This is a genomic window from Streptomyces olivochromogenes (genome assembly GCF_021538895.1).
Classification (GTDB): Bacteria; Actinomycetota; Actinomycetes; order Streptomycetales; family Streptomycetaceae; genus Streptomyces; species Streptomyces olivochromogenes_A.
Genome location: NZ_JADDRL010000045.1, coordinates 27,795 through 51,373 on the forward strand (window position 1 = coordinate 27,795; position 23,579 = coordinate 51,373).

Annotated in this window: 19 protein-coding genes; 12 read left to right on the plus strand and 7 right to left on the minus strand. The window is 71.3% G+C overall.

Annotated features, from left to right (window positions below):
• Positions 1-71: 71 nt before the first annotated feature.
• Genes IPZ69_RS22930 through IPZ69_RS22940 form a run of 3 tightly spaced genes read right to left on the minus strand, consistent with a single transcriptional unit; the run spans position 72 to position 4,283 of the window.
• A complete protein-coding gene (locus IPZ69_RS22930; RefSeq protein WP_235456169.1) occupies positions 72-1,757 on the minus strand; it encodes a thiamine pyrophosphate-binding protein in 1,686 nt (561 codons plus the stop codon).
• 22 nt (positions 1,758-1,779) lie between these two features.
• Positions 1,780-2,748 (minus strand): agmatinase, encoded by a 969-nt coding sequence (gene speB / locus IPZ69_RS22935; RefSeq protein WP_235456170.1) that lies wholly within the window; start codon positions 2,746-2,748, stop codon positions 1,780-1,782.
• Positions 2,749-2,804: 56 nt separating this feature from the next.
• On the minus strand, positions 2,805-4,283 hold the full coding sequence (locus IPZ69_RS22940) for a sodium:solute symporter (protein ID WP_235456171.1): 1,479 nt from the start codon (positions 4,281-4,283) through the stop codon (positions 2,805-2,807).
• A gap of 201 nt (positions 4,284-4,484) precedes the next feature.
• On the opposite strand from IPZ69_RS22940, the gene IPZ69_RS22945 reads away from it, so the two are divergent.
• Positions 4,485-6,089 (plus strand): PucR family transcriptional regulator, encoded by a 1,605-nt coding sequence (locus IPZ69_RS22945; RefSeq protein WP_235456172.1) that lies wholly within the window; start codon positions 4,485-4,487, stop codon positions 6,087-6,089.
• Between the two features lie 99 nt (positions 6,090-6,188).
• A complete protein-coding gene (locus tag IPZ69_RS22950) occupies positions 6,189-6,977 on the plus strand; it encodes a phosphatase (protein WP_235456173.1) in 789 nt (262 codons plus the stop codon).
• 84 nt (positions 6,978-7,061) lie between these two features.
• Here IPZ69_RS22950 and IPZ69_RS22955 read toward each other — a convergent pair whose 3' ends face one another.
• The 4 genes from IPZ69_RS22955 to IPZ69_RS22970 all read right to left on the minus strand — a co-directional run bounded on the left by IPZ69_RS22955 (position 7,062) and on the right by IPZ69_RS22970 (position 10,589).
• Complete coding sequence (locus IPZ69_RS22955) at positions 7,062-7,475, minus strand: hypothetical protein (RefSeq protein WP_235456174.1); 414 nt, start codon at positions 7,473-7,475, stop codon at positions 7,062-7,064.
• Positions 7,476-7,825: 350 nt separating this feature from the next.
• Positions 7,826-8,692 (minus strand): acyl-CoA thioesterase, encoded by an 867-nt coding sequence (locus tag IPZ69_RS22960; RefSeq protein ID WP_235456175.1) that lies wholly within the window; start codon positions 8,690-8,692, stop codon positions 7,826-7,828.
• 47 nt (positions 8,693-8,739) lie between these two features.
• Entirely contained in the window at positions 8,740-9,897 is a 1,158-nt protein-coding gene (locus tag IPZ69_RS22965) for an acyl-CoA dehydrogenase family protein (protein WP_235456176.1), read from the minus strand.
• A 95-nt stretch (positions 9,898-9,992) separates the two neighbouring features.
• Positions 9,993-10,589, minus strand: coding sequence for an SACE_7040 family transcriptional regulator (locus IPZ69_RS22970; protein WP_235456177.1), 597 nt, complete (start codon positions 10,587-10,589; stop codon positions 9,993-9,995).
• 95 nt (positions 10,590-10,684) lie between these two features.
• Between IPZ69_RS22970 and IPZ69_RS22975 the strand changes: the two genes are divergently transcribed.
• From IPZ69_RS22975 to IPZ69_RS23020, 10 genes are all read left to right on the plus strand, one after another.
• Positions 10,685-12,301, plus strand: a complete 1,617-nt coding sequence (locus IPZ69_RS22975; RefSeq protein ID WP_235456178.1) for a carboxyl transferase domain-containing protein — start codon at positions 10,685-10,687, stop codon at positions 12,299-12,301.
• An 11-nt stretch (positions 12,302-12,312) separates the two neighbouring features.
• Positions 12,313-14,244: an acetyl/propionyl/methylcrotonyl-CoA carboxylase subunit alpha gene (locus IPZ69_RS22980; protein WP_235456179.1), complete on the plus strand. Its 1,932-nt coding sequence runs from the start codon at positions 12,313-12,315 to the stop codon at positions 14,242-14,244.
• Positions 14,245-14,261: 17 nt separating this feature from the next.
• The gene (locus IPZ69_RS22985; RefSeq protein ID WP_235456209.1) at positions 14,262-15,182 is read left to right on the plus strand and encodes a hydroxymethylglutaryl-CoA lyase; all 921 of its coding nucleotides are present in this window, start codon (positions 14,262-14,264) and stop codon (positions 15,180-15,182) included.
• Between the two features lie 5 nt (positions 15,183-15,187).
• A complete protein-coding gene (locus tag IPZ69_RS22990) occupies positions 15,188-16,348 on the plus strand; it encodes an acyl-CoA dehydrogenase family protein (RefSeq protein WP_235456180.1) in 1,161 nt (386 codons plus the stop codon).
• Between the two features lie 139 nt (positions 16,349-16,487).
• The gene (locus tag IPZ69_RS22995) at positions 16,488-17,537 is read left to right on the plus strand and encodes an ABC transporter substrate-binding protein (protein WP_235456181.1); all 1,050 of its coding nucleotides are present in this window, start codon (positions 16,488-16,490) and stop codon (positions 17,535-17,537) included.
• A gap of 9 nt (positions 17,538-17,546) precedes the next feature.
• Positions 17,547-18,386 carry a siderophore-interacting protein gene (locus tag IPZ69_RS23000; protein WP_235456182.1) on the plus strand — a complete coding sequence of 280 codons (840 nt, stop codon included), beginning with the start codon at positions 17,547-17,549 and terminating at the stop codon, positions 18,384-18,386.
• Between the two features lie 138 nt (positions 18,387-18,524).
• Positions 18,525-19,991, plus strand: a complete 1,467-nt coding sequence (gene desA / locus IPZ69_RS23005; RefSeq protein ID WP_235456183.1) for a lysine decarboxylase DesA — start codon at positions 18,525-18,527, stop codon at positions 19,989-19,991.
• Positions 19,975-21,261: a lysine N(6)-hydroxylase/L-ornithine N(5)-oxygenase family protein gene (locus IPZ69_RS23010; RefSeq protein WP_235456184.1), complete on the plus strand. Its 1,287-nt coding sequence runs from the start codon at positions 19,975-19,977 to the stop codon at positions 21,259-21,261. Before desA ends, IPZ69_RS23010 begins: the two co-directional genes overlap by 17 nt.
• On the plus strand, positions 21,258-21,797 hold the full coding sequence (locus IPZ69_RS23015) for a GNAT family N-acetyltransferase (RefSeq protein WP_235456185.1): 540 nt from the start codon (positions 21,258-21,260) through the stop codon (positions 21,795-21,797). The genes IPZ69_RS23010 and IPZ69_RS23015 overlap by 4 nt, the downstream gene beginning before the upstream one ends.
• Positions 21,794-23,563: an IucA/IucC family protein gene (locus IPZ69_RS23020; RefSeq protein ID WP_235456186.1), complete on the plus strand. Its 1,770-nt coding sequence runs from the start codon at positions 21,794-21,796 to the stop codon at positions 23,561-23,563. The genes IPZ69_RS23015 and IPZ69_RS23020 overlap by 4 nt, the downstream gene beginning before the upstream one ends.
• The last annotated feature ends 16 nt before the right edge of the window (positions 23,564-23,579 follow it).

The window sequence follows — 23,579 nt, forward strand, 5'->3', positions numbered from 1 at the left end:
AGAGCCGCCTTCAGCCTCTCCCGCTCGTCGCGCACATGAGAGCCCGCTGTGAAGTCGAGGTGCCCACGAGGTCAGTTCAGGTGCGTCGGCGCGAACATCCGCAGCAGTGCCGGGAGTACGACCACCGAAGGGCCCGGTGACGCCAGTGCCTTCGCCAGGTCGGTCTCCAGGGCCTCGGGGGTCGTGCGGATGCCCGGGACGCCGAAGGACTCGGCGAGTGCCGCGTAGTCGGGGCGAGTCAGTTCCGTCGCCGTCGCCTCGCCGAAGGCGTCCGTCATGTACTCGCGCAGGATGCCGTAGCCGCCGTCGTCGACGATCAGCCAGGTGACCGGGAGGCCGTACTGCTTGGCCGTCGCGAGCTCAGCGATCGAGTACAGCGCGCCGCCGTCGCCGGACACCGCCAGCACGGGGCGGGTCGGGTCGGCGGCGGCCGCGCCCAGCGCCGCCGGGAAGCCGTAGCCGAGGCCGCCGGCGCCCTGGGCCGAGTGCATCAGGTTCGTGTGCCCCGGGTCGAAGGCCGACCAGGCCCAGTACGACAGGATCGTCATGTCCCAGAAGGACGGGGAGCCGGCCGGCAGGGCCCGCCGGACGGACGCCAACACGTCCTGTTCCAGGGTGAGTTCCTGGGACGCGATGCGCTCCGCGACGCGGGCGAGCACCTCCCGCACCCGCTCGGGGGCCGTCGGGTCCGTGCGCTCAGGCACCGTCTCCAGCAGCGCCTGCAGCGCGAGGCGCGCGTCCGCGTGGATGCCGAGCGCCGGGTGGTTGGACTCCAGCTTGCCGAGGTCCGCCTCGATCTGGATCACCCGGCCCCGGGGCTTGAACGTGTAGTAGTTGGAGGAGAGTTCACCGAGGCCCGAGCCGACGACGAGGAGTACGTCGGCGTCCTCCAGGAAGTCCGTGGTGTGGCGGTCCTCCAGCCAGGACTGCAGGGACAGGGGGTGCGTCCAGGGGAACGCCCCCTTGCCGCCGAAGGTGGTGACGACGGGGGCGTCGAGCCGCTCGGCCAGCTGCCTGAGCTTGCCGGACGCGTCCGCCCGTACCACTCCCCCGCCCGCGATGATCGCCGGCCGGGCGGCCCGCGCGAGCAGGTCGGCGGCCACGGCGGTCAGTTCGGGGCGCGGGGCCGGCTGGTCGGGGGTCGCGTCGACCCCCGTCACCGTCGGCAGCGAGGTCTCGGCCAGCAGTACGTCCTGCGGGATCTCCACCCACACCGGCCCGTGCGGGGCGGTCAGCGCCGACTTCCAGGCCGCCGCTATCGCGGACGGGATCTGGGACTGGGTGCGGACCGTGTGGACCGACTTGACGACGCCCCGGAACGAGGCTGCCTGGTCCGGGAGTTCGTGCAGATAGCCGTGCCGGCCGCCGCCCAGGCCGGCGGTGGGGATCTGGCTGCTGATCGCCAGGACGGGGGCGCTGGCGGCCGCCGCCTCCTGGAGCGCGGCCAGGGAGGTGAGGGCTCCCGGGCCGGTCGACAGCAGCAGCGGCGCGGCCTCGCCGGTGACCCGGCCGTACGCGTCCGCCGCGAAGCCCGCGTTGTTCTCCACCCGCAGACCGATGTACCGCAGATCCGAGCGGCGCAGCGCGTCGAACATGCCGAGGGCGTGCTGGCCCGGCAGGCCGAAGACGGTCGTCGCGCCGAGACCGGACAGGGTCTCCACGACCAGGTCTCCGCCGTTGCGGCCGGGGGGCAGGTTGAGCGCGGCCTCCGTCTGCGCGGGCGTCGGGCGAAGCACCAGGTCGTGGTCGTGGGTCACTTGGTCTCGGTCTCCTCGGGAATCAGGAGTTGCGGGCCGCCGCGATCTGGCGGCTCATGATGGTGGTCAGTTCGTACGCCGTGTGCGAGGCCGCCACCGACGTGATCTCCGCGTGGTCGTACGCGGGGGCCACCTCGACGACGTCCGCCGACACCAGGTTGCACGACGCCAGACCGCGCAGGATCTCCAGGAGCTCGCGGGAGGTCATGCCGCCGGCCTCGGGGGTGCCGGTGCCGGGCGCGTGCGCCGGGTCCAGGCAGTCGATGTCGATGGAGATGTACAGCGGGCGGTCGCCGATGCGCTGGCGCAGCTGGTCGGCGACCTCGTCGGCGCCGCGGCGGTAGATGTCCGCGGAGGTGACGATGCCGAAGCCCATCTTCTCGTCGTCGGTCAGGTCCTGCTTGCCGTACAGCGGGCCGCGGGTGCCGACGTGGGAGAGCGCCTCGGTGTCGAGGATGCCCTCCTCCACGGCGCGGCGGAACGGGGTGCCGTGCGTGTACTCGGCGCCGAAGTAGGTGTCCCAGGTGTCGAGGTGGGCGTCGAAGTGGAGCAGGGCGACCGGGCCGTGCTTCTTGGCGACCGAGCGCAGCAGCGGCAGGGCGATGGTGTGGTCGCCGCCCAGGGTCATCAGACGGGCGCCGGTGCCGAGCAGCTCGTCGGCGGCGGCCTCGATGGTGTCCACGGCCTCGTTGATGTTGAACGGGTTCACGGCGATGTCGCCGCCGTCCGCGACCTGGGCGAGAGCGAAGGGGGAGGCGTCCTGCGCCGGGTTGTAGGGGCGCAGCAGCCGGGACGCCTCACGGATGGCGTTGCCGCCGAAGCGGGCGCCCGGCCGGTACGAGACGCCGGAGTCGAACGGCACGCCCACGACGGCGACGTCGGCGGTGCCGACCTCGTCGAGGCGGGGCAGCCGGGCGAAGGTCGCGGGACCCGCGTACCGCGGGATGCGGGAGGAATCGACGGGACCGCGGGGCGTCTCGTTGCTGCTCATCGTGAAATGCCTTCTTTCCTGCGCTTTGCCGCGCATTCACTGCTTTCCATATGACTTTACTGGTGAGCCGGGACCGGCTCGGACGCGAGTTCGGGGGTCCGCCCGGCGAGACGCTCGCGCCAGGTGGCGAGGACGGCCGCGTCGGTGGGCTTCGTGGCCAGGGAGACGGCGACGTAGGCGACCAGGGAGGCGGACAGGCCGAGGTAGACGGGCTCGTTGGCGAGGATGCCGTAGCCCGCCATCAGGCCGATCACCGCGAGGCCGCCGACGATCACCGAGGCGAGGGCGCCCTGCACGGTGCCGCGCTTCCACAGCAGGCCGCCGAGGATCGGCACGAGCAGGCCGGCGACGAGCAGGTTGTAGGCGACGGTGAGCGCCTCGACCACGTTGTTCAGCGCGATCGCGGTGCCGATCACGGCGACGCCCATGAGCAGGATGAAGGCGCGGTTGCCGGACACCTCGTCGTGCGCGGTCCCGGCGGCTTCGGCGCCCTCGCCGCGGCGTACGGCACCGCGCAGCCGCGACCAGATGTCGTTGTTGGCGACGGTCGCGCAGGCGATCAGCGCGCCGGAGGACGTGGACATCACGGCGGCCAGGGCGGCGGCCAGCACCAGCCCGCGGACGCCGACGGGGAGCTCGTCCTTGACGATGGTCGCGAAGGCGTCGTCCGGGCTGCCGAGCTTGGGGTAGAGCACCTTGGCGGCCGTACCGATGACGGCACCCGCCAGGGCGTACACCAGGCAGTAGGTGCCCGCGACCGTGCCGCCCCACTTGGCCGTCCGGTCGCTGCGGGCGGTGAACACGCGCTGCCAGATGTCCTGGCCGATGAGCATGCCGAACGTGTAGATCAGCACGTACGTGAAGATCGTCTCGCCGCCGATGCCCAGCGGGTCGAAGTACTCGGTGGGCAGCTTGGCCTTCATCTCGGAGAAGCCGCCGGCCTTGACGACCGCGATCGGCAGCAGGAGCAGGAGCACGCCGATCGTCTTGACCACGAACTGCACCATGTCGGTGAGCGTGATCGACCACATGCCGCCGAGCGTGGAGTAGGCGACGACGATCGAGCCGCCGAGGACGATCGCGACGGTCCGGTTCATGTCGAAGAGGACGTCGAAGATCGTGGCGTACGCGATGGTCGAGGTCACCGCGAGCATCAGGGTGTACGCCCACATGACGACGCCGGAGATCACGCCCGCCCGGCCGCCGTAGCGCAGGTCCAGCATCTCGGAGACGGTGTAGACCTTGAGGCGGGCGATGCGGGCGGAGAAGAAGACGGAGAGCGCCAGCAGGCCGAGGCCGATGGTGAAGACCATCCAGGCGCCGGAGAGGCCGTACTGGTAGCCGAGGCCCACGCCGCCGATGGTGGACGCGCCGCCGAGGACGATCGCGGCCATGGTGCCGGAGTACATGGCGGGCCCGAGGCGGCGCCCGGCCACCAGGAACTCGCTCTTGGACTTGGCGCGGCGCATGCCCCACCAGCCCATGGCCAGCATGCCGGCCAGATAGACGACGATCACTGTGTAGTCGACGGCCATGTAGGGGCCCTCCTTCGCGCACATCCCGGTGGCGTGTCGTGCAGAAACGTGGGGGTTCTCCTGGGAGGTCGGCAGGGCTCACGGGGACATCCGCCCGTACCCGTGGCTGCCGGTCCGGACTTGACACTAGGTGGCCGGAAAGCGGCTGCGAAGTGTACGTTTCATCCATTCGAGCAGCGCGGGATGGAGGGTACGCACACCATGCCGGACACGTCTGCACCAGCAGTCCCACCCACCCCACCGGTCCCGCTGACCGCGCTGCTGGCGAGGGAGGACCTCGCCCTGCGCCAGATCGCGGGCCCCGCGGCCGACGGGGTGGTGATCCACTGGGCGCACACCTCGGAGATGGCCGACCCGTATCCGTATCTGCTCGGTGGTGAGCTGCTGCTGTCGGCGGGGGTCCACGTCCCGGAGGCGGCGGACCGGGCCGGGACCCTGGGCGAGTACTTCGACGGCTACGTCTCCCGGATCGTGGCGGCGGGCGGCGCGGCCCTCGGCTTCGGTCTCGCGCCGGTCCACGACACGGTTCCGCGGACCCTGGTCGAGGCCTGCGAGGCGCACGGGCTCCCGCTCCTGGAGGTGCCGCCGCAGACCACGTTCTCGGGCGTGGCCCGCGCGGTCTGGCAGCTGATGGCGCAGGCCCGCCTGGCCGAACTGCGCCGGGTGACGGAGGCCCAGCAGAGCCTCGCGGCCGCCGCCTCCCGCCCCGACCCCGTCCCGTCGGTCCTGCGCCAGCTCGCCCAGCGCGTCGGCGGCTGGGCCGCGCTGTACGGACCGGACGGCGCCGAGATCGCGGGGGCCGGGCGGGCGCCGGGAGACGAGGCACGACAGGCACTGACCGTCCTGACCGGGGTGGTCCGCCCGAGCCCCACGCCGCCCCACACCCCGGGCACCGGCCCCGCCACCGACCGTCCGGGCGCCCCCGAGGGCCCCACCACGTCCCGCCCGTCGGCCGATCGCCCCTCGACCGGCCACGGCCCGCCGGCCGACCGCCCCGCTCCCGCGTCCGCCACCGACACCGTCGCCGGCACTCGGCTGGCCGCCTACGCCCTCGGAGCCGGACAGGGATTCGTGCTCGGGGTCGCCGCGCCGCGGCGGGAGCCCGGGGATCACACGATCGCGTCCGTGGCCGCCGTGCTGCTCTCCCTGCTGACCGGCGAGCACCAGAGCGGCGCCGGAGCGGCCCGCGCCGCCGCGCTCGTACGGCTGCTCCTCGGGGTGCCGCCGGCCGACGTGGCGCCGCTGCTCGGGGCCGAGAGCTGGCTGGTGGTGCACGCCCGGCCCGAGGGCCGGCCGCCCGACGCGATGGCTGCCTCCGCGCTGGGGGCCGCCCTCGGATCGGCGCTGGTGGACCTCGCCAAGGACGTCGTACGGGTCCTCGTGCCCGCCGACCGCGCGCCGGCGCCGCAGCCCGGCTGGCTCCTCGGCGTCAGCGCGGCCGTGCCCCCGCCCCAGTGGCCGTCCGCCGACACCCAGGCCGCCCGTGCCCTGGCCCGCGCCCGGGCCACCCGCACCGCGCTGGTCCGCCACGGCACCCGCCCCAGCCTCGACGGACTCGTCCCGTCCCGGGAGGCCGAGGCGTACGCCCGCGCCGTCCTCGCCCCGGTCTCCGCCGTCCCGGCGCTCGCCGAGACCCTGCGCACCTGGCTGTCCCTGCACGGCAGTTGGGACCGGACCGCGGTGGCGCTGTCCGTGCACCGCAACACCGTGCGGCAGCGGATCGCGCGCTGCGCTGCACTCCTCGACGCGGACCTCGACGATCCGGACGTACGGATGGAGCTGTGGTTCGCGCTGAAACACCTGTGAGCGCGGCGGAAGTGAGGCGGGGGCGAACCGGGAGTGACCCACGTCCCAGCGAGCGATACGTCAGGGAAACGCGCAGCGCACTGCCCCACAATGGGGGGCATGCCGATACCCGGGACACCCAGCCGCGCCGAGCTCGTCGACCACCTCGTGAAGACCCGCATCGCGGGCGACGTGGCCACCCCGCGCGAGAACAACCTGAACCACTACCGCAGGCTGGCCAACGGCGACCGCAACTTCTGGTTCGGACTGGAGCTCGGGGACCGGTGGCGGGACGAGCAGGACGTCCTCGCGGTGATGGCGGAGCGGGTCGGCGTCAACGACGATCCCGAGTACCGGTACGGACAGGACACCATCGACCCCGAGTTGACCGTGGACGCCCTGGTCCGGCTGGCGGGCCGGCTGCGGAAGGCGGCCGACGGGCAGCAGCGGGTGCTGTTCGCCACCGGTCACCCCGGCGGCCTGCTGGACGTGCACCGGGCCACGGCCGCCGCGCTGCGCGCCGCCGGCTGCGAGATCGTGGTCATCCCGGAGGGGCTGCAGACGGAGGAGGGGTACGTCATGCAGTTCGCGGACGTGGCCGTCCTCGAACACGGGGCCACGCTGTGGCACACCCACTCCGGTGAGCCGATGCGGGCGATTCTGACGGGCCTTGAGCGCGCGGGCCGCCCGCTGCCCGACCTGGTCGTCGCCGACCACGGCTGGGCCGGATACGCGGGCCGGGCGGGCGTCGACTCCGTCGGCTACGCCGACTGCAACGACCCGGCGCTGTTCCTCGCCGAGTCGGAGGGCACCGTCCAGGTGGCGGTGCCGCTCGACGACCATGTGCTCAGCCCGCGGCACTACGACCCCATGACGGCGTATCTGCTCGCCGAGGCGGGGCTGGCCTGAGCCGGGGCCCGAGACAAAGAGCGTGATGTGCGGCCCCTCTGACGGGGCCGCACATCACGCTCTCACTGTCGTTGGGCACCGGCCTCAGTGGCCGCCTCCGCCACCACCGCCGCCGTGGCCTCCGCCACCGCCGTTGCCGCCGCCACCGTGGCCACCGCCACCGTAACCGCCGCCACCGCCGCCGTGGCCTCCGCCACCGTAGCCGCCGCCACCGTGGCCACCGCCGCCGTAGCCGCCGTGGTCACCGCCGTAGCCGCCGTGGCCTCCGCCATAGCCGCCGTGGTCACCGCCATAGCCGCCGCCGTAGCCGCCATGGCCTCCGCCGTAGCCGCCGCCGCAGCCGCCATTCCACCAGCTGTATCCGCCGTGGTGGCCACAGCCGCCGCCGTGGTCGCTGCTGGCCGAAGCGGTGCCGGCCGCGCCGATCGCGGCCCCGCCGGCCATCAGGATGCCGGCGGCGGACGCCGCGAGGAGACGCCTCACGCGTTGTGCTCGCATGGGAAAAACCTTCCGTTCCATCGTCTCTCGCGATACCGGACGGGATGCGCGAGGTGGATGGCCGTCACCGCAAGCAGAGAGCTGCGGCACGGTCTCAGGTGTCGCCGCGTATTCAACTGAAGCGCACGGGCTCACCGCCGACGCCTTCAGTCCGCCCGCGCAACGTTTCGCGGGCGCTCACTGCGGCCGGGTCCCACGCCACGGGAACCAGGTCGGCCGGGCGTGCCGTGCAATGCGGCTTTCACTCATAGAGCCTAGTACCCCACCCGCAACTCGTCACCTCGGGCAGCCTCTCGGGTCACAGGGGCCCCACCTCGGTCGTCACACCGCATCGCGGTCCGGCCGGGTTCTCATCGAGGGACGCGGACGACGCCTTCCTGGATGACGGAGATGGCGAGCCGACCGTCCTGGGTGTATATCCGGGCCTGCCCGAGACCACGACCGCCGTGCGCGGACGGGGAGTCCTGGTCGTAGAGCAGCCACTCGTCGGCGCGGAACGGCCGGTGGAACCACATCGCGTGGTCCAGCGAGGCCCCGACGACGTCGCCGACGGCCCAGCCGCCGCGGCCGTGCGCGAGCAGCACGGAGTCGAGCAGGGTCATGTCGGAGACATAGGTGGCGAGGACGACGTGCAGGAGCGGGTCGTCGTCGAGCTTGCCGTTGGTGCGGAACCACACCTGCGAGTGCGGCTCGCGCGGCTCGCCGAACTTCCCGAACGGCGGCTCCTCGACATAGCGCAGGTCGACGGCCTCGCGCGCCTCCAGGAACTTCTCCACGACCTGGGGCGGCAGGTGGGCGTACCCGGTCATCCGCTCCCGGGAGGTGGGCAGCGTCTCGGGATCCGGCGCGGGCGGCATGGGGGCCTGGTGGTCCAGACCCTCCTCGTCCGTCTGGAAGGACGCCGAGAGATGGAAGATCGGCTGCCCGTGCTGGACCGCGACCACCCGGCGGGTGGTGAACGAACGCCCGTCGCGGATGCGGTCGACCGTGTAGACGATCGGGGCGCCCGGGTCACCGGGGCGCAGGAAGTACGCGTGCAGGGAGTGCGCGTGCCGGTCCGCGGGCGCCGTACGCCCGGCGGCGACCACCGCCTGGGCCGCCACCTGCCCGCCGAAGACGCGCGGGACGACGGCGGCCCGGGACTGGCCGCGGAAGATGTCCTGTTCGAGCTGCTCCAGATCGAGCAGCTCAAGCAGGGACTGAAGTGCCTGGCTCATACGTCACTTGTACCGTGCACGGATGTCGCAGGCCTTACGGAGCCGTGTCACAGGCCCATGTCCTTCGCGATGATCGACTTCATGATCTCGCTGGTGCCGCCGTAGATACGGTTGACGCGGTTGTCGGCGTACAGGCGAGCGATCGGGTACTCGTTCATGTAGCCGTAGCCGCCGTGCAGCTGGAGGCAGCGGTCGATGACGCGGTGCGCGACCTCGGTGCAGAACAGCTTGGCGGAGGCGGCCTCGGCCGGGGTCAGCTCACCGGCGTCCAGGGCCTCCGTCGCGCGGTCGGCGACGGCCTCGGCCGCGTCCACCTCGGCCTGGCAGGCGGCCAGCTCGAACTTGGTGTTCTGGAAGTGGGCGACGGGCTTGCCGAAGACCGTGCGCTCCTGGACGTACTGCTTGGCGAACCGGACCGCGGACTTGGCCTGCGCGTAGGCGCCGAAGGCGATGCCCCAGCGCTCGGAGGCCAAGTTGTGGCCGAGGTAGTAGAAGCCCTTGTTCTCCTCGCCGAGCAGGTCCTCGACGGGCACCTTGACGTCGACGAAGGCCAACTCGGCGGTGTCGGAGGTGCGCAGCCCCAGCTTGTCCAGCTTGCGGCCGACGGAGTAGCCCTCGGACTTGGTGTCGACGGCGAAGAGGGATATGCCGAAGCGGCGGTCCTCGGCGGTCGGGGCGGAGGTCCGGGCGCAGACGATGACCTTGTCGGCGTGGACGCCGCCGGTGATGAACGTCTTGGCGCCGTTGAGGACGTAGTGCGTGCCGTCCTCGCTGAGCTTGGCGGTGGTCTTCATGCCCGCGAGGTCGGAGCCGGTGCCCGGCTCGGTCATCGCGATGGCCCACATCTCCTCGCCGGTGACGAACTTCGGCAGGTAGCGCTTCTTCTGCTCGTCGTCGGCCAGCATCTTGATGTACGGCAGGGCGAGCAGGACGTGCACGCCGGAGCCGCCGAACTGGACGCCCGCGCGGGCGGTCTCCTCGTAGAGGACGGCCTCGAACTTGTGGCTGTCCATGCCCGCGCCGCCGAACTCCTCGGGCACGTTGATGCCGAAGATGCCCAGCTCGCCCAGCTTGTAGTAGAAGTCGCGAGGCGCCTGGCCGGCGGCGAACCACTCGTCGTACACCGGAACGACCTCGGCCTCGATGAAGGCGCGCAGGGTCTCCCGGAACGCCTCGTGATCCTCGTTGAACACCGTACGGCGCACGCCGCCCACCTCCATCTGACCTGTCTAAGCGCTTGCTCAGGCAACCGTACCGGCCGGTAGGGCGAGCGTCCAGGGTGCGCCAGGGGTAACGCTCGTCACGCCCCCACGGCCTCGAACGCCCCCCGCGCCATCCGGTGCAGCAGCGCCGCCGTGGCCCCGCGCCCCGGCAGCGAGCCCGACCGCCCCAGGTGAGGGGTGGAGTTCAGCAGCCCGAAGACGGAGTGCACCGCGGAGCGGGCGGTCGGCTCCGCCAGCGCGGGGTAGACCTGGCGGACGACCTCCACCCACAGCTCGACGTACTGCCGCTGCAGCTGGCGCACCAGCTTGCGGTCACTGTCCCGCAGGCGGTCCAGCTCGCGGTCGTGCAGGGTGATCAGGGGACGGTCGTCGAGGGCGAAGTCGATGTGGCCCTCGATGAGGGAGTCGAGCACCTCGGTGGGCCCGGACGAGCCGTCGGCCTCAGCCAGGCGGCGCTTCGCCCCCTTGAGCAGCTGGCCGCTGATGCCCACCAGCAGCTCGGCGAGCATCGCGTCCTTGCCGGCGAAGTGACGGTAGAGACCGGGACCGCTGATACCGACCGCGGCGCCTATCTCGTCGACCCCGACCCCGTGGAAACCGCGCTCGGCGAAGAGGCGAGCGGCCTCCTTGAGGATCTGCTCACGGCGGGTGGGGGCGTCGGTTCTGGTGGCCATGCCGGCAATTCTAGACAGGGAGGTTAGCGCTCGTTAACCTGTGGGAAATGGTTAACGCTCATTAACAGTCGATCACTGGGTGAGGGGACCGGAGGATGCAAGAGGCACCGGAGCTGACGAGCGCGGCAGATCCCGCGTCGGAGGCCTGGCGGGCCAATGAACAGGCCCACCTCGCGCTCGTCGACGAGCTGCGCGGCAAGCTGGCCGCCGCGGCGCTCGGCGGCGGGGAGAGGGCGCGCGCCCGCCACACCGCGCGCGGGAAGCTGCTGCCCAGGGACCGGGTGGACACCCTTCTCGACCCGGGCTCGCCGTTCCTGGAGCTGGCCCCCCTCGCCGCGGACGGGATGTACGACGGTCAGGCACCGGCCGCCGGCGTCATCGCGGGGATCGGCCGGGTCAGCGGACGGGACTGCGTGATCGTCGCCAATGACGCCACCGTCAAGGGCGGCACGTACTACCCGATGACCGTGAAGAAGCACCTGCGGGCCCAGGAAGTGGCCCTGGAGAACCGGCTCCCCTGTGTGTACCTCGTCGACTCCGGAGGTGCCTTCCTGCCCATGCAGGACGAGGTCTTCCCGGACCGCGAGCACTTCGGGCGGATCTTCTACAACCAGGCCCGGATGTCCGGCGCCGGCATCCCGCAGATCGCCGCCGTGCTCGGCTCCTGCACCGCCGGTGGGGCCTATGTACCGGCCATGAGCGACGAGGCCGTGATCGTCCGCAACCAGGGCACGATCTTCCTGGGCGGTCCCCCGCTGGTGAAGGCGGCCACCGGTGAGGTCGTCACCGCCGAGGAGCTCGGTGGCGGCGAGGTCCACTCGCGCGTCTCCGGTGTCACCGACCACCTCGCCGAGGACGACGCCCACGCACTGCGGATCGTGCGGAACATCGTCGCCACCCTGCCCGGGCGCCGGCCGCTGCCCTGGGGGGTCGAGCCGGCCGTCGAGCCGAAGGTCGATCCGTACGGGCTGTACGGCGCGGTTCCCGTCGACTCCCGCACCCCCTACGACGTCCGCGAGATCATCGCGCGCGTGGTCGACGGCTCCCGCTTCGCCGAGTTCAAGTCGGAGTTCGGGCAGACCCTGATCACCGGCTTCGCCCGGATCCACGGGCACCCGGTCGGGATCGTCGCGAACAACGGCATCCTGTTCTCCGAGTCCGCCCAGAAGGGCGCCCACTTCATCGAGCTGTGCGACCAGCGCGGCATCCCGCTCGTCTTCCTGCAGAACATCTCCGGCTTCATGGTCGGCAAGGACTACGAGGCGGGCGGCATCGCCAAGCACGGCGCCAAGATGGTCACGGCGGTCGCCTGCACCCGGGTGCCGAAGCTGACGGTCGTGGTCGGCGGCTCGTACGGCGCGGGGAACTACTCGATGTGCGGCCGGGCCTACTCCCCCCGCTTCCTGTGGATGTGGCCCAACGCCAAGATCTCCGTCATGGGCGGCGAGCAGGCCGCCTCGGTCCTCGCGACCGTCAAGCGCGACCAGCTGGAGGCGCGCGGCGAGTCCTGGCCGGCCGAGGGCGAGGAGTCCTTCAAGGCGCCCATCCGCGCCCAGTACGAGCGCCAGGGCAACGCCTACTACGCGACCGCCCGGCTCTGGGACGACGGGGTCATCGACCCCCTGGAGACCCGGCAGGTGCTGGGCCTCGCGCTGACCGCCTGTGCCAACGCGCCCCTGGGTGACCCCCAGTTCGGCGTCTTCCGGATGTGAGGAGGGGACCCGTGTTCGACACCGTGCTCGTGGCCAACCGCGGCGAGATCGCCGTCCGTGTCATCCGTACGCTGCGCTCGATGGGCGTGCGCTCCGTCGCCGTCTTCTCCGACGCCGACGCGGACGCGCGGCACGTGCGGGAGGCCGACACGGCGGTACGGATCGGCCCCGCGCCGGCCGCCGAGAGCTATCTGAACGTCGAGCGGCTGCTGGAGGCCGCCGCCCGCACCGGCGCCCAGGCCGTCCACCCGGGATACGGCTTCCTCGCCGAGAACGCCGGCTTCGCCGAGGCGTGCGCGCGGGCGGGGCTGGTCTTCATCGGCCCGCCCGCCGAGGCCATCTCCCTGATGGGCGACAAGATCCGCGCCAAGGAGACGGTGCGGGTGGCCGGGGTGCCGGTCGTCCCCGGCTCCAGCGGCAGCGGGCTCACCGACGCCCAGCTCGCCGACGCGGCCCGGGAGATCGGCATGCCGGTGCTGCTCAAGCCGTCCGCCGGCGGCGGCGGCAAGGGCATGCGGCTGGTGCGGGACGCCGACCTGCTGGCCGAGGAGATCGCCGCCGCCCGCCGCGAGGCCCGCGCCTCCTTCGGCGACGACACGCTGCTCGTGGAGCGGTGGGTCGACCGGCCCCGGCACATCGAGATCCAGGTGCTGGCCGACGGTCACGGCAACGTCGTGCACCTCGGCGAGCGCGAGTGCTCGCTGCAGCGCCGGCACCAGAAGATCGTCGAGGAGGCGCCCAGCGTGCTCCTCGACGAGGAGACCCGGGCCGCGATGGGCGAGGCCGCGGTGCAGGCGGCCCGGTCCTGCGGGTACCGGGGCGCGGGCACGGTGGAGTTCATCGTGCCGGGCGGCGACCCGTCCTCGTACTACTTCATGGAGATGAACACCCGCCTCCAGGTGGAGCACCCGGTCACCGAGCTGGTCACGGGGCTCGACCTGGTGGAGTGGCAGCTGCGGGTGGCGGCGGGCGAGCCGCTGCCGTTCGCGCAGCCGGACATCCGGCTGACCGGGCACGCGGTCGAGGCCCGTATCTGCGCCGAGGACCCCGCGCGCGGGTTCCTGCCCTCGGGCGGCACGGTCCTCAGGCTGCGCGAGCCGCAGGGCGACGGGGTGCGCACCGACTCCGGGCTCGCCGAGGGCACCGAGGTGGGCAGCCTGTACGACCCGATGCTGTCCAAGGTGATCGCCTACGGCCCCGACCGCGACACCGCGCTGCGCCGACTGCGGGCGGCGCTCGCCGAGACGGTCACGCTGGGCGTGCAGACCAACGCCGGGTTCCTGCGCCGGCTGCTCGCCCATCCGGCGGTCGTGGCGGGCGAGTTGGACACGGGCCTGGTCGAGCGGGTGGTCGACGACCTCGTCGCCACGGACGTACCGGAGGAGGTGTACGAGGCGGCCGCGGCCGTGCGGCTGGACGCGCTGCGTCCGAGCGGGGACGGCTGGACCGATCCCTTCTCCGTGCCGAGCGGCTGGCGCCTCGGCGGCACGCCGAAGCCGGTGGCCTTCCCCCTGCGGGTGGGCGACCCCGTGGAGTTCGCCCCGCGCGGCACCCACACGGTCACCGAAGACGCGGTCTCCGTCACCCTCGACGGCGTCCGCCACACCTTCCACCGCGCCGCCGACTGGCTGGGCCGCGACGGCGACGCCTGGCACGTGCGCGATCACGACCCGGTGGCCGCGTCCCTCACCCGGGCCGGGCACGCCGGCGCCGACTCGCTCACCGCGCCCATGCCCGGCACGGTCACCGTGGTGAAGGTCGCCGTCGGCGACGAAGTGACCGCCGGCCAGAGCCTGTTGGTGGTGGAGGCGATGAAGATGGAGCACGTCGTCTCCGCCCCGCACGCCGGCACCGTCGCCGAACTGGACGTCACCCCCGGCACCACGGTCGCCATGGACCAGGTGCTCGCGGTGATCGCACCCCACGAGGAGGCGGCTCAGTGACCGTCGACCAACTGCCCATGGTCGTACCGGCCCAGGACCTGCCCGCACGGGTCCGGATCCACGAGGTCGGCGCGCGCGACGGGCTGCAGAACGAGAAGTCGACCGTGCCGACCGAGGTCAAGGCGGAGTTCATCCGCCGGCTGGCCGACGCGGGCCTGACGACGATCGAGGCGACGAGCTTCGTCCACCCCAAGTGGGTGCCCCAACTGGCCGACGCCGAAGAGCTGTTCCCGCAGGTGAGCGACCTCCAGGTGGCCCTGCCGGTGCTGGTGCCCAACCAGCGCGGCCTGGACCGCGCCCTGGCGCTCGGCGCCCGCCGGATCGCCGTCTTCGCCAGCGCCACGGAGTCCTTCGCGAAGGCCAACCTCAACCGCTCGCTGGACGAGTCCCTCGCGGTCTTCGACCCGGTGGTGCGGGGCGCCAAGGACAAGGGCGTGCACGTGCGCGGCTATGTCTCCATGTGCTTCGGCGACCCCTGGGAGGGCGCGGTCCCCATCCACCAGGTGGTACGCGTCTGCAAGGCGCTGGTGGACATGGGCTGTGACGAGCTGAGCCTGGGCGACACCATCGGCGTCGCCACGCCGGGCCACGTCCTCGAACTGCTCTCCGTGCTCAACGAGGAGGGCGTGCCGACGAACGTCGTCGGCGTGCACTTCCACGACACGTACGGCCAGGCGCTCGCCAACACCTACGCGGCGCTCGAACACGGTGTCACCACCATCGACGCCTCCGCCGGGGGCCTCGGCGGCTGCCCCTACGCCAAGTCCGCCACCGGCAACCTCGCCACCGAAGACCTCGTGTGGATGCTCCAGGGCCTCGGCATCGAGACCGGGGTCGACCTCGGCCGCCTCACCGAAACCAGCGTGTGGATGGCCGAGCGGCTGGGCCGACCCAGCCCCTCCCGCACCGTCCGCGCTCTTTCCCACAAGGACCAGTGATCAGCATGGACCACCGTCTCTCCCCCGAGCTGGAGGAACTCCGCCGCACGGTGGAGGAGTTCGCGCACGATGTCGTGGCGCCGAAGATCGGCGACTTCTACGAGCGGCACGAGTTCCCGTACGAGATCGTCCGCGAGATGGGCCGCATGGGTCTGTTCGGGCTGCCGTTCCCGGAGGAGTACGGCGGCATGGGCGGCGACTACCTGGCGCTGGGCCTCGCGCTGGAGGAGCTGGCCCGGGTGGACTCCTCGGTCGCCATCACGCTGGAGGCGGGCGTCTCGCTGGGCGCGATGCCGATCCATCTGTTCGGCACCGAGGAGCAGAAGCGCGAGTGGCTCCCGCGTCTGTGCTCGGGCGAGATGCTGGGCGCCTTCGGCCTCACGGAGCCGGACGGCGGCTCGGACGCGGGCGCGACCCGTACGACGGCCCGTCTCGACCCGGAGACCGACGAGTGGGTGATCAACGGCAGCAAGTGCTTCATCACCAACTCCGGTACGGACATCACGGGTCTGGTGACGGTCACCGCGGTCACCGGCCGCAAGCCGGACGGCAAGCCGCTGATCTCGGCGATCATCGTCCCGTCGGGCACGCCCGGCTTCACGGTGGCGGCCCCGTACTCGAAGGTCGGCTGGAACGCCTCGGACACCCGCGAACTGTCCTTCCAGGACGTCCGCGTGCCCGCCGCCAACCTGCTCGGCGAGCCCGGCCGGGGGTACGCGCAGTTCCTGCGGATCCTCGACGAGGGCCGCATCGCCATCGCGGCGCTCGCGACGGGCCTCGCGCAGGGCTGTGTGGACGAGTCGGTCAAGTACGCCAAGGAGCGCCAGGCCTTCGGCCGGCCGATCGGTGCCAACCAGGCCATCCAGTTCAAGATCGCCGACATGGAGATGAAGGCCCACACGGCCCGCCTCGCCTGGCGCGACGCGGCCTCCCGGCTGGTGGCGGGCGAGCCGTTCAAGAAGGAGGCGGCCCTGGCCAAGCTGTACTCCTCCACGATCGCGGTCGACAACGCCCGTGACGCCACGCAGGTGCACGGCGGCTACGGCTTCATGAACGAGTACCCGGTGGCCCGCATGTGGCGCGACTCCAAGATCCTGGAGATCGGCGAGGGCACGAGCGAGGTGCAGCGGATGCTCATCGCACGGGAGTTGGGGCTCGTGGGCTGAGTTCCCGGGCCCCGGGGCCCCGACTGCTGACGGGTCGTGACGCGAGGCGCCCCGCCCTCTGGACATCAGGTGAGGTTAGGCTAACCTACCTTCGATATGTCCGGCGGGCGCCTCGCCCCGTTCGAAAGCAGTCATACCCATGCCCCATGCCCGTGCCACCCACCTCACTCGCCGCGGCATCCTCGCCGCGGGCGGCGCCCTCGGCCTCGGTGCCGCGCTCGCGGCCTGCGGTGACGACGACGGGAAAGACAAGGGCTCGGACGACGGGACCAAGGCGGCCAAGTCCGGTCCCTGGACGTTCAAGGACGACCGCGGACAGACCGCCAAGTCCGACAAGGTGCCCTCGAACATCGTCGCGTTCGTCGGCGTGGCCGCCGCGCTGTACGACTACGGCGTCCAGGCCAAGGGCGTCTTCGGCCCCACGAAGACCAAGGACGGCAAGGCGGACGTCCAGGCCGGCGACATGGACATCAGCAAGGTGACCGTCCTCGGCAACGAGTGGGGCCAGTTCAACATCGAGAAGTACGTCTCCCTCGCGCCCGACGCGCTCCTGTCCACGATGTTCGACGACGCCGGCACCCTCTGGTACGTGCCGGAGGAGTCCAAGAAGAAGATCGAGGCGGTCGGCGCCCCGAGCGTGGGCGTCTCCGTCTACGACCGCCAGCTGACCGAGCCGCTCCAGCGCATGCTGGCGCTCGCCGAGTCGCTCGGCGGCGACGTCGGTTCGGCCAAGGTCACGCAGGCCAAGAAGCGCTTCGAGGACGCCGCGGCCCGGCTGCGCGCCGCCGCCAAGGCCAAGCCCGACATCAAGGTGATGGCCGGTTCCGCCAGCCAGGACCTGTTCTACGTCTCCGGCACCAACCTCTCCGTCGACCTGGAGTACTTCAAGGCCCTCGGCGTGCACTTCGTCGAGCCCCCGGAGAGCGCCAAGAAGCAGGGCGGCGGCTGGTACGAGTCGCTGAGCTGGGAGAACGTCGACAAGTACGACGCGGACATCATCTTGATGGACAACCGCACCTCGGCCATCCAGCCCGCCGACATCACCGAGGGCACCTGGAAGAAGCTGCCCGCGGTGAAGGCGAAGCAGGTCATCGCCCGCAATCCCGAGCCGATCCTGTCCTACGACAAGTGCGCCCCGCTCCTGGAGGAGCTCGCGACGGCCATCGAGAACGCGAAGAAGGTCAGCTGAGGAGGCACCGTGACCACCGCCGTAGCCGCCCCGTTCCGTTTCTTCTCCCTACAGGTCGTACGGACGAGGCGGCTCGGCCCGTCCCTGGTCCGGGTCACCTTCGCCGGGCCCGATCTGTACGCCTTCCACTCCCGGGGCCGCGACCAGTCGCTGTCGCTGTTCCTGCCGCACCCCGGCCAGACCGAGCCCGTCGTACCCATCGAGCTGGGCGACGGCTGGTGGGCCGCCTGGCGCGAACTCCCGGACGACGTACGGGCGGTGATGCGCTCGTACACCCTGCGGGCCCTGCGCCGCGGGCACGGCGAGCCTGGCAAGCCCGATGAGATCGACATCGACTTCGTCCTGCACACCCCGGCCGGACCCGCCTCGCACTGGGCCTCCCGGGCCGCCGCCGGTGACCGCGTCCTGCTGCTCGGCCCGGCGATCGCCGACAACCGCGCGATCCGCTTCCGGCCGCCCGAGGACACCGACCTCGTCGCCATCTGGGGCGACGAGACCGCCGTACCCGCCGCCTCCGCGATCCTGGAGTCCCTGCCGGCCGGCACCCGTGCCCGCGTCTGGCTGGAGGTGCCGCACGCCGGGGACGTCCAGCACGTCGACACCGAGGCCGACGTGGACCTCACCTGGCTCGTGGGCGATCAGGACTCCCCCAGGGCCGTCGACGCCGTACGCGCCGCACAACTCCCGCCCGCCGAAAGCCCGTACGTCTGGATCGCGGGCGAGTCCGGCCGGGTGAAGGAGCTGCGCCGGCACTTCGTCGGCGAGCGCGGCATCGACCGGCGGCGCGTCACCTTCGTCGGCTACTGGCGGCTGGGAATGAGCGAGGAGCAACTGCGCGAGTCCGCGTAACCGCCGTCGGAGTGACGGCGGTCACGGGAGGGGCGCGTCTCCACTCGATCAACTTAGGTTAGGCTAACCTAAGTTGAAGCCGCGGATCCGCGTCCCTCTCCCCATCCCGCACGGACCGTCCCCCCGGAGGACCCCCACATGCGCTCGCACCTGCTCAATGACCTCACCGCGGAGCACTACCGCCGCTCCGTGACCGAAGGAGTCGAGCGGGTGGCGGCCAAACTCGGCACCACCGGCCGTCCGTTCACCGGCGTCACCGTCGACGCCCTCGCCCCCCGCATCGAGCAGATCGACCTCGACCGTCCCCTGCACGACACCACCGCGGCGCTGGACGAGCTGGAGGAGGTCTACCTCCGCGACGCGGTCTACTTCCACCACCCCCGCTACCTCGCCCACCTCAACTGCCCCGTCGTCATCCCGGCGGTGCTCGGCGAGGCGGTGCTCTCCGCGGTCAACTCCTCCCTGGACACCTGGGACCAGTCGGCCGGCGGCACCCTCATCGAGCGCAGGCTCGTCGACTGGACGGCCGCCCGCATCGGCCTCGGCCCGGCCGCCGACGGCGTGTTCACCTCCGGCGGCACCCAGTCCAACCTCCAGGCCCTGCTGCTGGCCCGGGAGGAGTCGAAGCCGGGGCAGGCAGGGTGGGAGAGCGGGGTCAACCCCGGGAAACTGCGCGTCTTCGCCTCCGAGGTCAGCCACTTCAGCGTCAAGAAGTCCGCCAAACTCCTCGGCCTGGGCGCCGACAGCGTCGTGTCGATCCCCGTCGACCACGACAAGCGCATGCAGACGGTCGCGCTCGCCCATGAACTGGAGCGCTGCAGGCGGGACGGCCTGGTCCCGATGGCCGTCGTCGCCACCGCCGGCACCACCGACTTCGGCTCCATCGACCCGCTGCCCGAGATCGCCGAGCTGTGCGCGCGGCACGACGTGTGGATGCACGTGGACGCCGCCTACGGCTGCGGACTGCTCGCCTCCCGCAAGTACCGGGACCGCATCGACGGTATCGAGCGCGCCGACTCCGTGACCGTCGACTACCACAAGTCCTTCTTCCAGCCGGTGAGTTCGTCCGCCGTCCTGGTCCGCGACGCCGCCACCCTGCGGCACGCGACCTACCACGCCGAGTACCTCAACCCGCGGCGCATGGTGCACGAGCGCATCCCCAACCAGGTCGACAAGTCCCTGCAGACCACTCGCCGCTTCGACGCGCTCAAGCTGTGGATGACCCTGCGCGTCATGGGCGCCGACGGCATCGGCGAACTCTTCGACGAGGTCTGCGACCTGGCGGCCGAGGGCTGGCAGCTGCTGGCCGCCGACCCCCGCTTCGACGTCGTCGTCGAGCCCACCCTCTCCACCCTCGTCTTCCGCTGCATCCCGGCGGCCGTCACCGACCCGGCCGAGATCGACCGCGCCAACCTGTACGCCCGCAGGGCCCTGTTCGCCTCCGGCGACGCCGTGGTCGCGGGCACCAAGGTCGACGGCCGCCACTACCTGAAGTTCACCCTGCTCAACCCCGAGACGACGACGGCCGACATCGCGGCCGTCCTCGACCTGATCGCCGGCCACGCCGAGCAGTACCTGGGAGAGTCCCTTGACCGCGCGTCCTGAAGCCCCGCTCCGCACCCACGATTTCGTGGGGATCGGGCTCGGCCCCTTCAACCTCGGCCTCGCCTGCCTCACCGAGCCCGTCGCCGAACTCGACGGTGTCTTCCTGGAGTCCAAGCCCGACTTCGAGTGGCACGCGGGCATGTTTCTCGACGGCGCCCACCTGCAGACCCCGTTCATGTCGGACCTGGTCACCCTGGCGGACCCGACCTCCCCGTACTCCTTCCTCAACTACCTGAAGGAGAAGGGCAGGCTGTACTCGTTCTACATCCGCGAGAACTTCTATCCGCTGCGGGTGGAGTACGACGACTACTGCCGCTGGGCCGCCTCGAAGCTCTCCAGCATCCGCTTCGGCACGACGGTCACCGAGGTGACGTACGAGGACGAGGTGTACGTCGTCCGCACCGAGGCCGGCGAGACGTTCCGGGCCCGTCATCTGGTACTCGGCACCGGCACGGTCCCCTTCGTCCCCGAGGCCTGCCAGGATCTGGGCGGCGACGTCATCCACACCGCGCAGTACATGCACCGCAAGGCGGAGCTGCCGGCCAAGAAGTCCCTCACGATCGTCGGCAGCGGCCAGAGCGCCGCCGAGATCTACTACGAACTGCTCTCCGAGATCGACGTCCACGGCTACGAGCTCAACTGGGTCACCCGCTCCCCGCGGTTCTTCCCGCTGGAGTACACGAAGCTGACCCTGGAGTTGACCTCCCCGGACTACATCGACTACTTCCGCGCGCTGCCCGAGGAGACCCGCTACCGGCTGGAGAAGCAGCAGAAGGGCCTGTTCAAGGGCATCAACTCGGACCTGATCGACGCCATCTTCGACCTGCTCTACCAGAAGAACGTCGAGAGCGGCGACCGCCCGGTCCCCACCCGCCTGCTCACCAACTCCACGCTGACCAGCGCCCGGCACGAGGACGACGCGTACACGCTCGGCTTCCACCAGGACGAGCAGGACAAGGACTTCGAGATCCGCACCGAGGGCCTGATCCTGGCCACCGGCTACCACTACCGCCCACCGGCCTTCCTCGAACCGCTGACCGACCGCCTCCGCTTCGACGGCCACGGCCGCTTCGACGTCGCCCGCAACTACTCCATCGACACCACGGGCCGCGGCGTCTTCCTCCAGAACGCCGGCGTCCACACCCACAGCATCACGTCCCCCGACCTGGGCATGGGCCCCTACCGCAACGCGTACATCATCCGCGAACTGCTCGGCACCGAGTACTACCCGGTCGAGAAGACGATCGCGTTCCAGGAGTTCGCCGCATGACCGTCTTGAGCACCATGTTCACCTTCCGCCCCCTCGACCCCCTGAAGGACGCCGAGTTGCTGCACGGGTGGGTCACGCATCCCAAGGCGGCGTTCTGGATGATGCAGGACGCCAGGCTGGAGGATGTCGAGCGCGCCTACATGGAGATCGCGGCCGATGAGCATCATCACGCGCTGCTCGGGCTGCTCGACGGGAAGCCCGCCTTTTTGATGGAGCGGTACGACCCTGCGCACCGGGAGTTGGTGGGGCTGTACGAGCCCGAGCCGGGGGACGTCGGGATGCACTTCCTGGTGCCGGCGACCCAGGCGCCCGTGCACGGGTTCACCAGGGCCGTCATCACCGCCGTGATGGCGAGGCTCTTCGAGGACCCGGCGACGCGCCGGGTGGTCGTGGAGCCGGACGTGCGCAACAAGGCGGTGCACGCCCTCAACGCGGCCGTCGGGTTCGTGCCCGAGCGGGAGATCAGGAAGCCGGAGAAGGACGCGCTGCTGAGCTTCTGCACGCGCGAGGGGTTCGAGCGGGCGGTGGCCGCATGAGCCTCGCCGACGCCGTGGCCCATCTGTCCCCCGAGCGCTGGGAGACGGCCAACCGCCTCCTGATACGCAAGGCGCTCGCCGAGTTCGCCCACGAGCGCCTCCTCACCCCGCAGGCGGACGGGGACGCGTACGTCGTCCGCAGCGACGACGGCCGCACCCGCTACCGCTTCACCGCCGTCCGCCGCGCCCTCGACCACTGGCAGATCGACGCCGGGTCCGTCTCCCGGCACCGTGACGACACCGAACTCCCGCTGTCCGCAATGGACTTCTTCATCGAGCTGCGCCAGTCGCTGGGCCTGAGCGACGAGATCCTCCCGGTCTACCTGGAGGAGATCTCCTCCACCCTCTCCAGCACCTGCTACAAGCTCGCGAAGCCGCGGATGCCGGTGGCCGAGCTGGCGCGCGGCGGCTTCCAGGCGATCGAGACCGGGATGACCGAGGGCCATCCCTGCTTCGTCGCCAACAACGGGCGGCTCGGCTTCGGCATCCACGAGTACCGGTCGTACGCCCCGGAGACCGCGAACCCGGTCCGGCTGGTGTGGCTGGCCGCGCACCGCTCCCGGGCGGCGTTCACGGCCGGCGCGGGGATCGAGTACGAGTCCTTCGTCCGGCAGGAGCTGGGCGAGGAGACCGTCGAGCGCTTCGACGGCGTCCTGCGGGACAAGGGGCTGGACCCGGCCGACCATCTCCTCATCCCGGTCCACCCGTGGCAGTGGTGGAACAAGCTCACCGTCACCTTCGCCGCCGAGGTGGCCCGCGGGCACCTGGTCTGCCTGGGCGAGGGCGACGACGAGTACCTGGCCCAGCAGTCCATCCGGACGTTCTTCAACCGGTCGCACCCGGAGAAGCACTATGTGAAGACGGCCCTGTCCGTCCTCAACATGGGCTTCATGCGCGGGCTGTCGGCCGCCTACATGGAGGCGACCCCGGCGATCAACGACTGGCTGGCCCAGCTGATCGACAGTGACCCGGTGCTGAAGTCGACGGGCCTGTCGATCATCCGCGAGCGGGCGGCGGTCGGCTACCGGCACCTGGAGTACGAGGCGGCGACGGACCGCCACTCGCCGTACCGCAAGATGCTGGCCGCGCTGTGGCGCGAGAGCCCGGTCCCCTCCCTGCGGGAGGGCGAGTCGCTCGCCACGATGGCCTCCCTGCTCCACGTGGACCACGACGGCGCTTCCTTGGCCGGCGCGCTGATCGAGCGGTCCGGGCTGACGCCGAGGGAGTGGCTGCGGCAGTACCTGCGGGCGTACTACACGCCTCTCCTGCACAGCTTCTACGCCTACGACCTGGCCTACATGCCGCACGGCGAGAACGTGATCCTGGTCCTGAAGGACGGCGTGGTGCGACGCGCGATCTACAAGGACATCGCCGAGGAGATCGTGGTCATGGACGCGGACGCGGCGCTCCCGCCCGAGGTGCGGCGCGTGCGGGCCGAGGTCCCGGAGGACATGAAGCTGCTGTCGATCTTCACGGACGTCTTCGACTGCTTCTTCCGCTTCCTCGCCTCGATCCTGGCCGAGGAGGACATCCTGGCCGAGGACGCGTTCTGGGGCACGGTCGCGGAGGTCACCCGGGAGTACCAGGAGTCGGCGCCCGAACTCACCGACCGGTTCCGGCAGTACGACATGTTCGCGCCCGAGTTCGCGCTGTCCTGCCTCAATCGGCTCCAGCTGCGCGACAACCGGCAGATGGTGGACCTGGCGGATCCGTCCGGCGCGCTCCAGCTCGTCGGGAACCTGAGGAACCCCCTCGCGGGGCTCTGACCCGGTCGACGGTCGT

What these genes read in the sequence shown, in the direction of transcription:
- desA (WP_235456183.1), top strand. Translation starts at nt 18,525, where the DNA reads ATGCGCTCGCACCTGCTCAATGACCTCACCGCGGAGCACTACCGCCGC.
- IPZ69_RS23015 (WP_235456185.1), top strand. Translation starts at nt 21,258, where the DNA reads ATGACCGTCTTGAGCACCATGTTCACCTTCCGCCCCCTCGACCCCCTG.
- IPZ69_RS22955 (WP_235456174.1), bottom strand. Translation starts at nt 7,475, where the DNA reads ATGCGAGCACAACGCGTGAGGCGTCTCCTCGCGGCGTCCGCCGCCGGC.
- IPZ69_RS22940 (WP_235456171.1), bottom strand. Translation starts at nt 4,283, where the DNA reads ATGGCCGTCGACTACACAGTGATCGTCGTCTATCTGGCCGGCATGCTG.
- IPZ69_RS22995 (WP_235456181.1), top strand. Translation starts at nt 16,488, where the DNA reads ATGCCCCATGCCCGTGCCACCCACCTCACTCGCCGCGGCATCCTCGCC.
- IPZ69_RS22960 (WP_235456175.1), bottom strand. Translation starts at nt 8,692, where the DNA reads ATGAGCCAGGCACTTCAGTCCCTGCTTGAGCTGCTCGATCTGGAGCAG.
- IPZ69_RS22985 (WP_235456209.1), top strand. Translation starts at nt 14,262, where the DNA reads ATGGTCGTACCGGCCCAGGACCTGCCCGCACGGGTCCGGATCCACGAG.
- IPZ69_RS22970 (WP_235456177.1), bottom strand. Translation starts at nt 10,589, where the DNA reads ATGGCCACCAGAACCGACGCCCCCACCCGCCGTGAGCAGATCCTCAAG.
- IPZ69_RS23020 (WP_235456186.1), top strand. Translation starts at nt 21,794, where the DNA reads ATGAGCCTCGCCGACGCCGTGGCCCATCTGTCCCCCGAGCGCTGGGAG.
- speB (WP_235456170.1), bottom strand. Translation starts at nt 2,748, where the DNA reads ATGAGCAGCAACGAGACGCCCCGCGGTCCCGTCGATTCCTCCCGCATC.
- IPZ69_RS22950 (WP_235456173.1), top strand. Translation starts at nt 6,189, where the DNA reads ATGCCGATACCCGGGACACCCAGCCGCGCCGAGCTCGTCGACCACCTC.
- IPZ69_RS22975 (WP_235456178.1), top strand. Translation starts at nt 10,685, where the DNA reads ATGCAAGAGGCACCGGAGCTGACGAGCGCGGCAGATCCCGCGTCGGAG.
- IPZ69_RS22990 (WP_235456180.1), top strand. Translation starts at nt 15,188, where the DNA reads ATGGACCACCGTCTCTCCCCCGAGCTGGAGGAACTCCGCCGCACGGTG.
- IPZ69_RS22945 (WP_235456172.1), top strand. Translation starts at nt 4,485, where the DNA reads ATGCCGGACACGTCTGCACCAGCAGTCCCACCCACCCCACCGGTCCCG.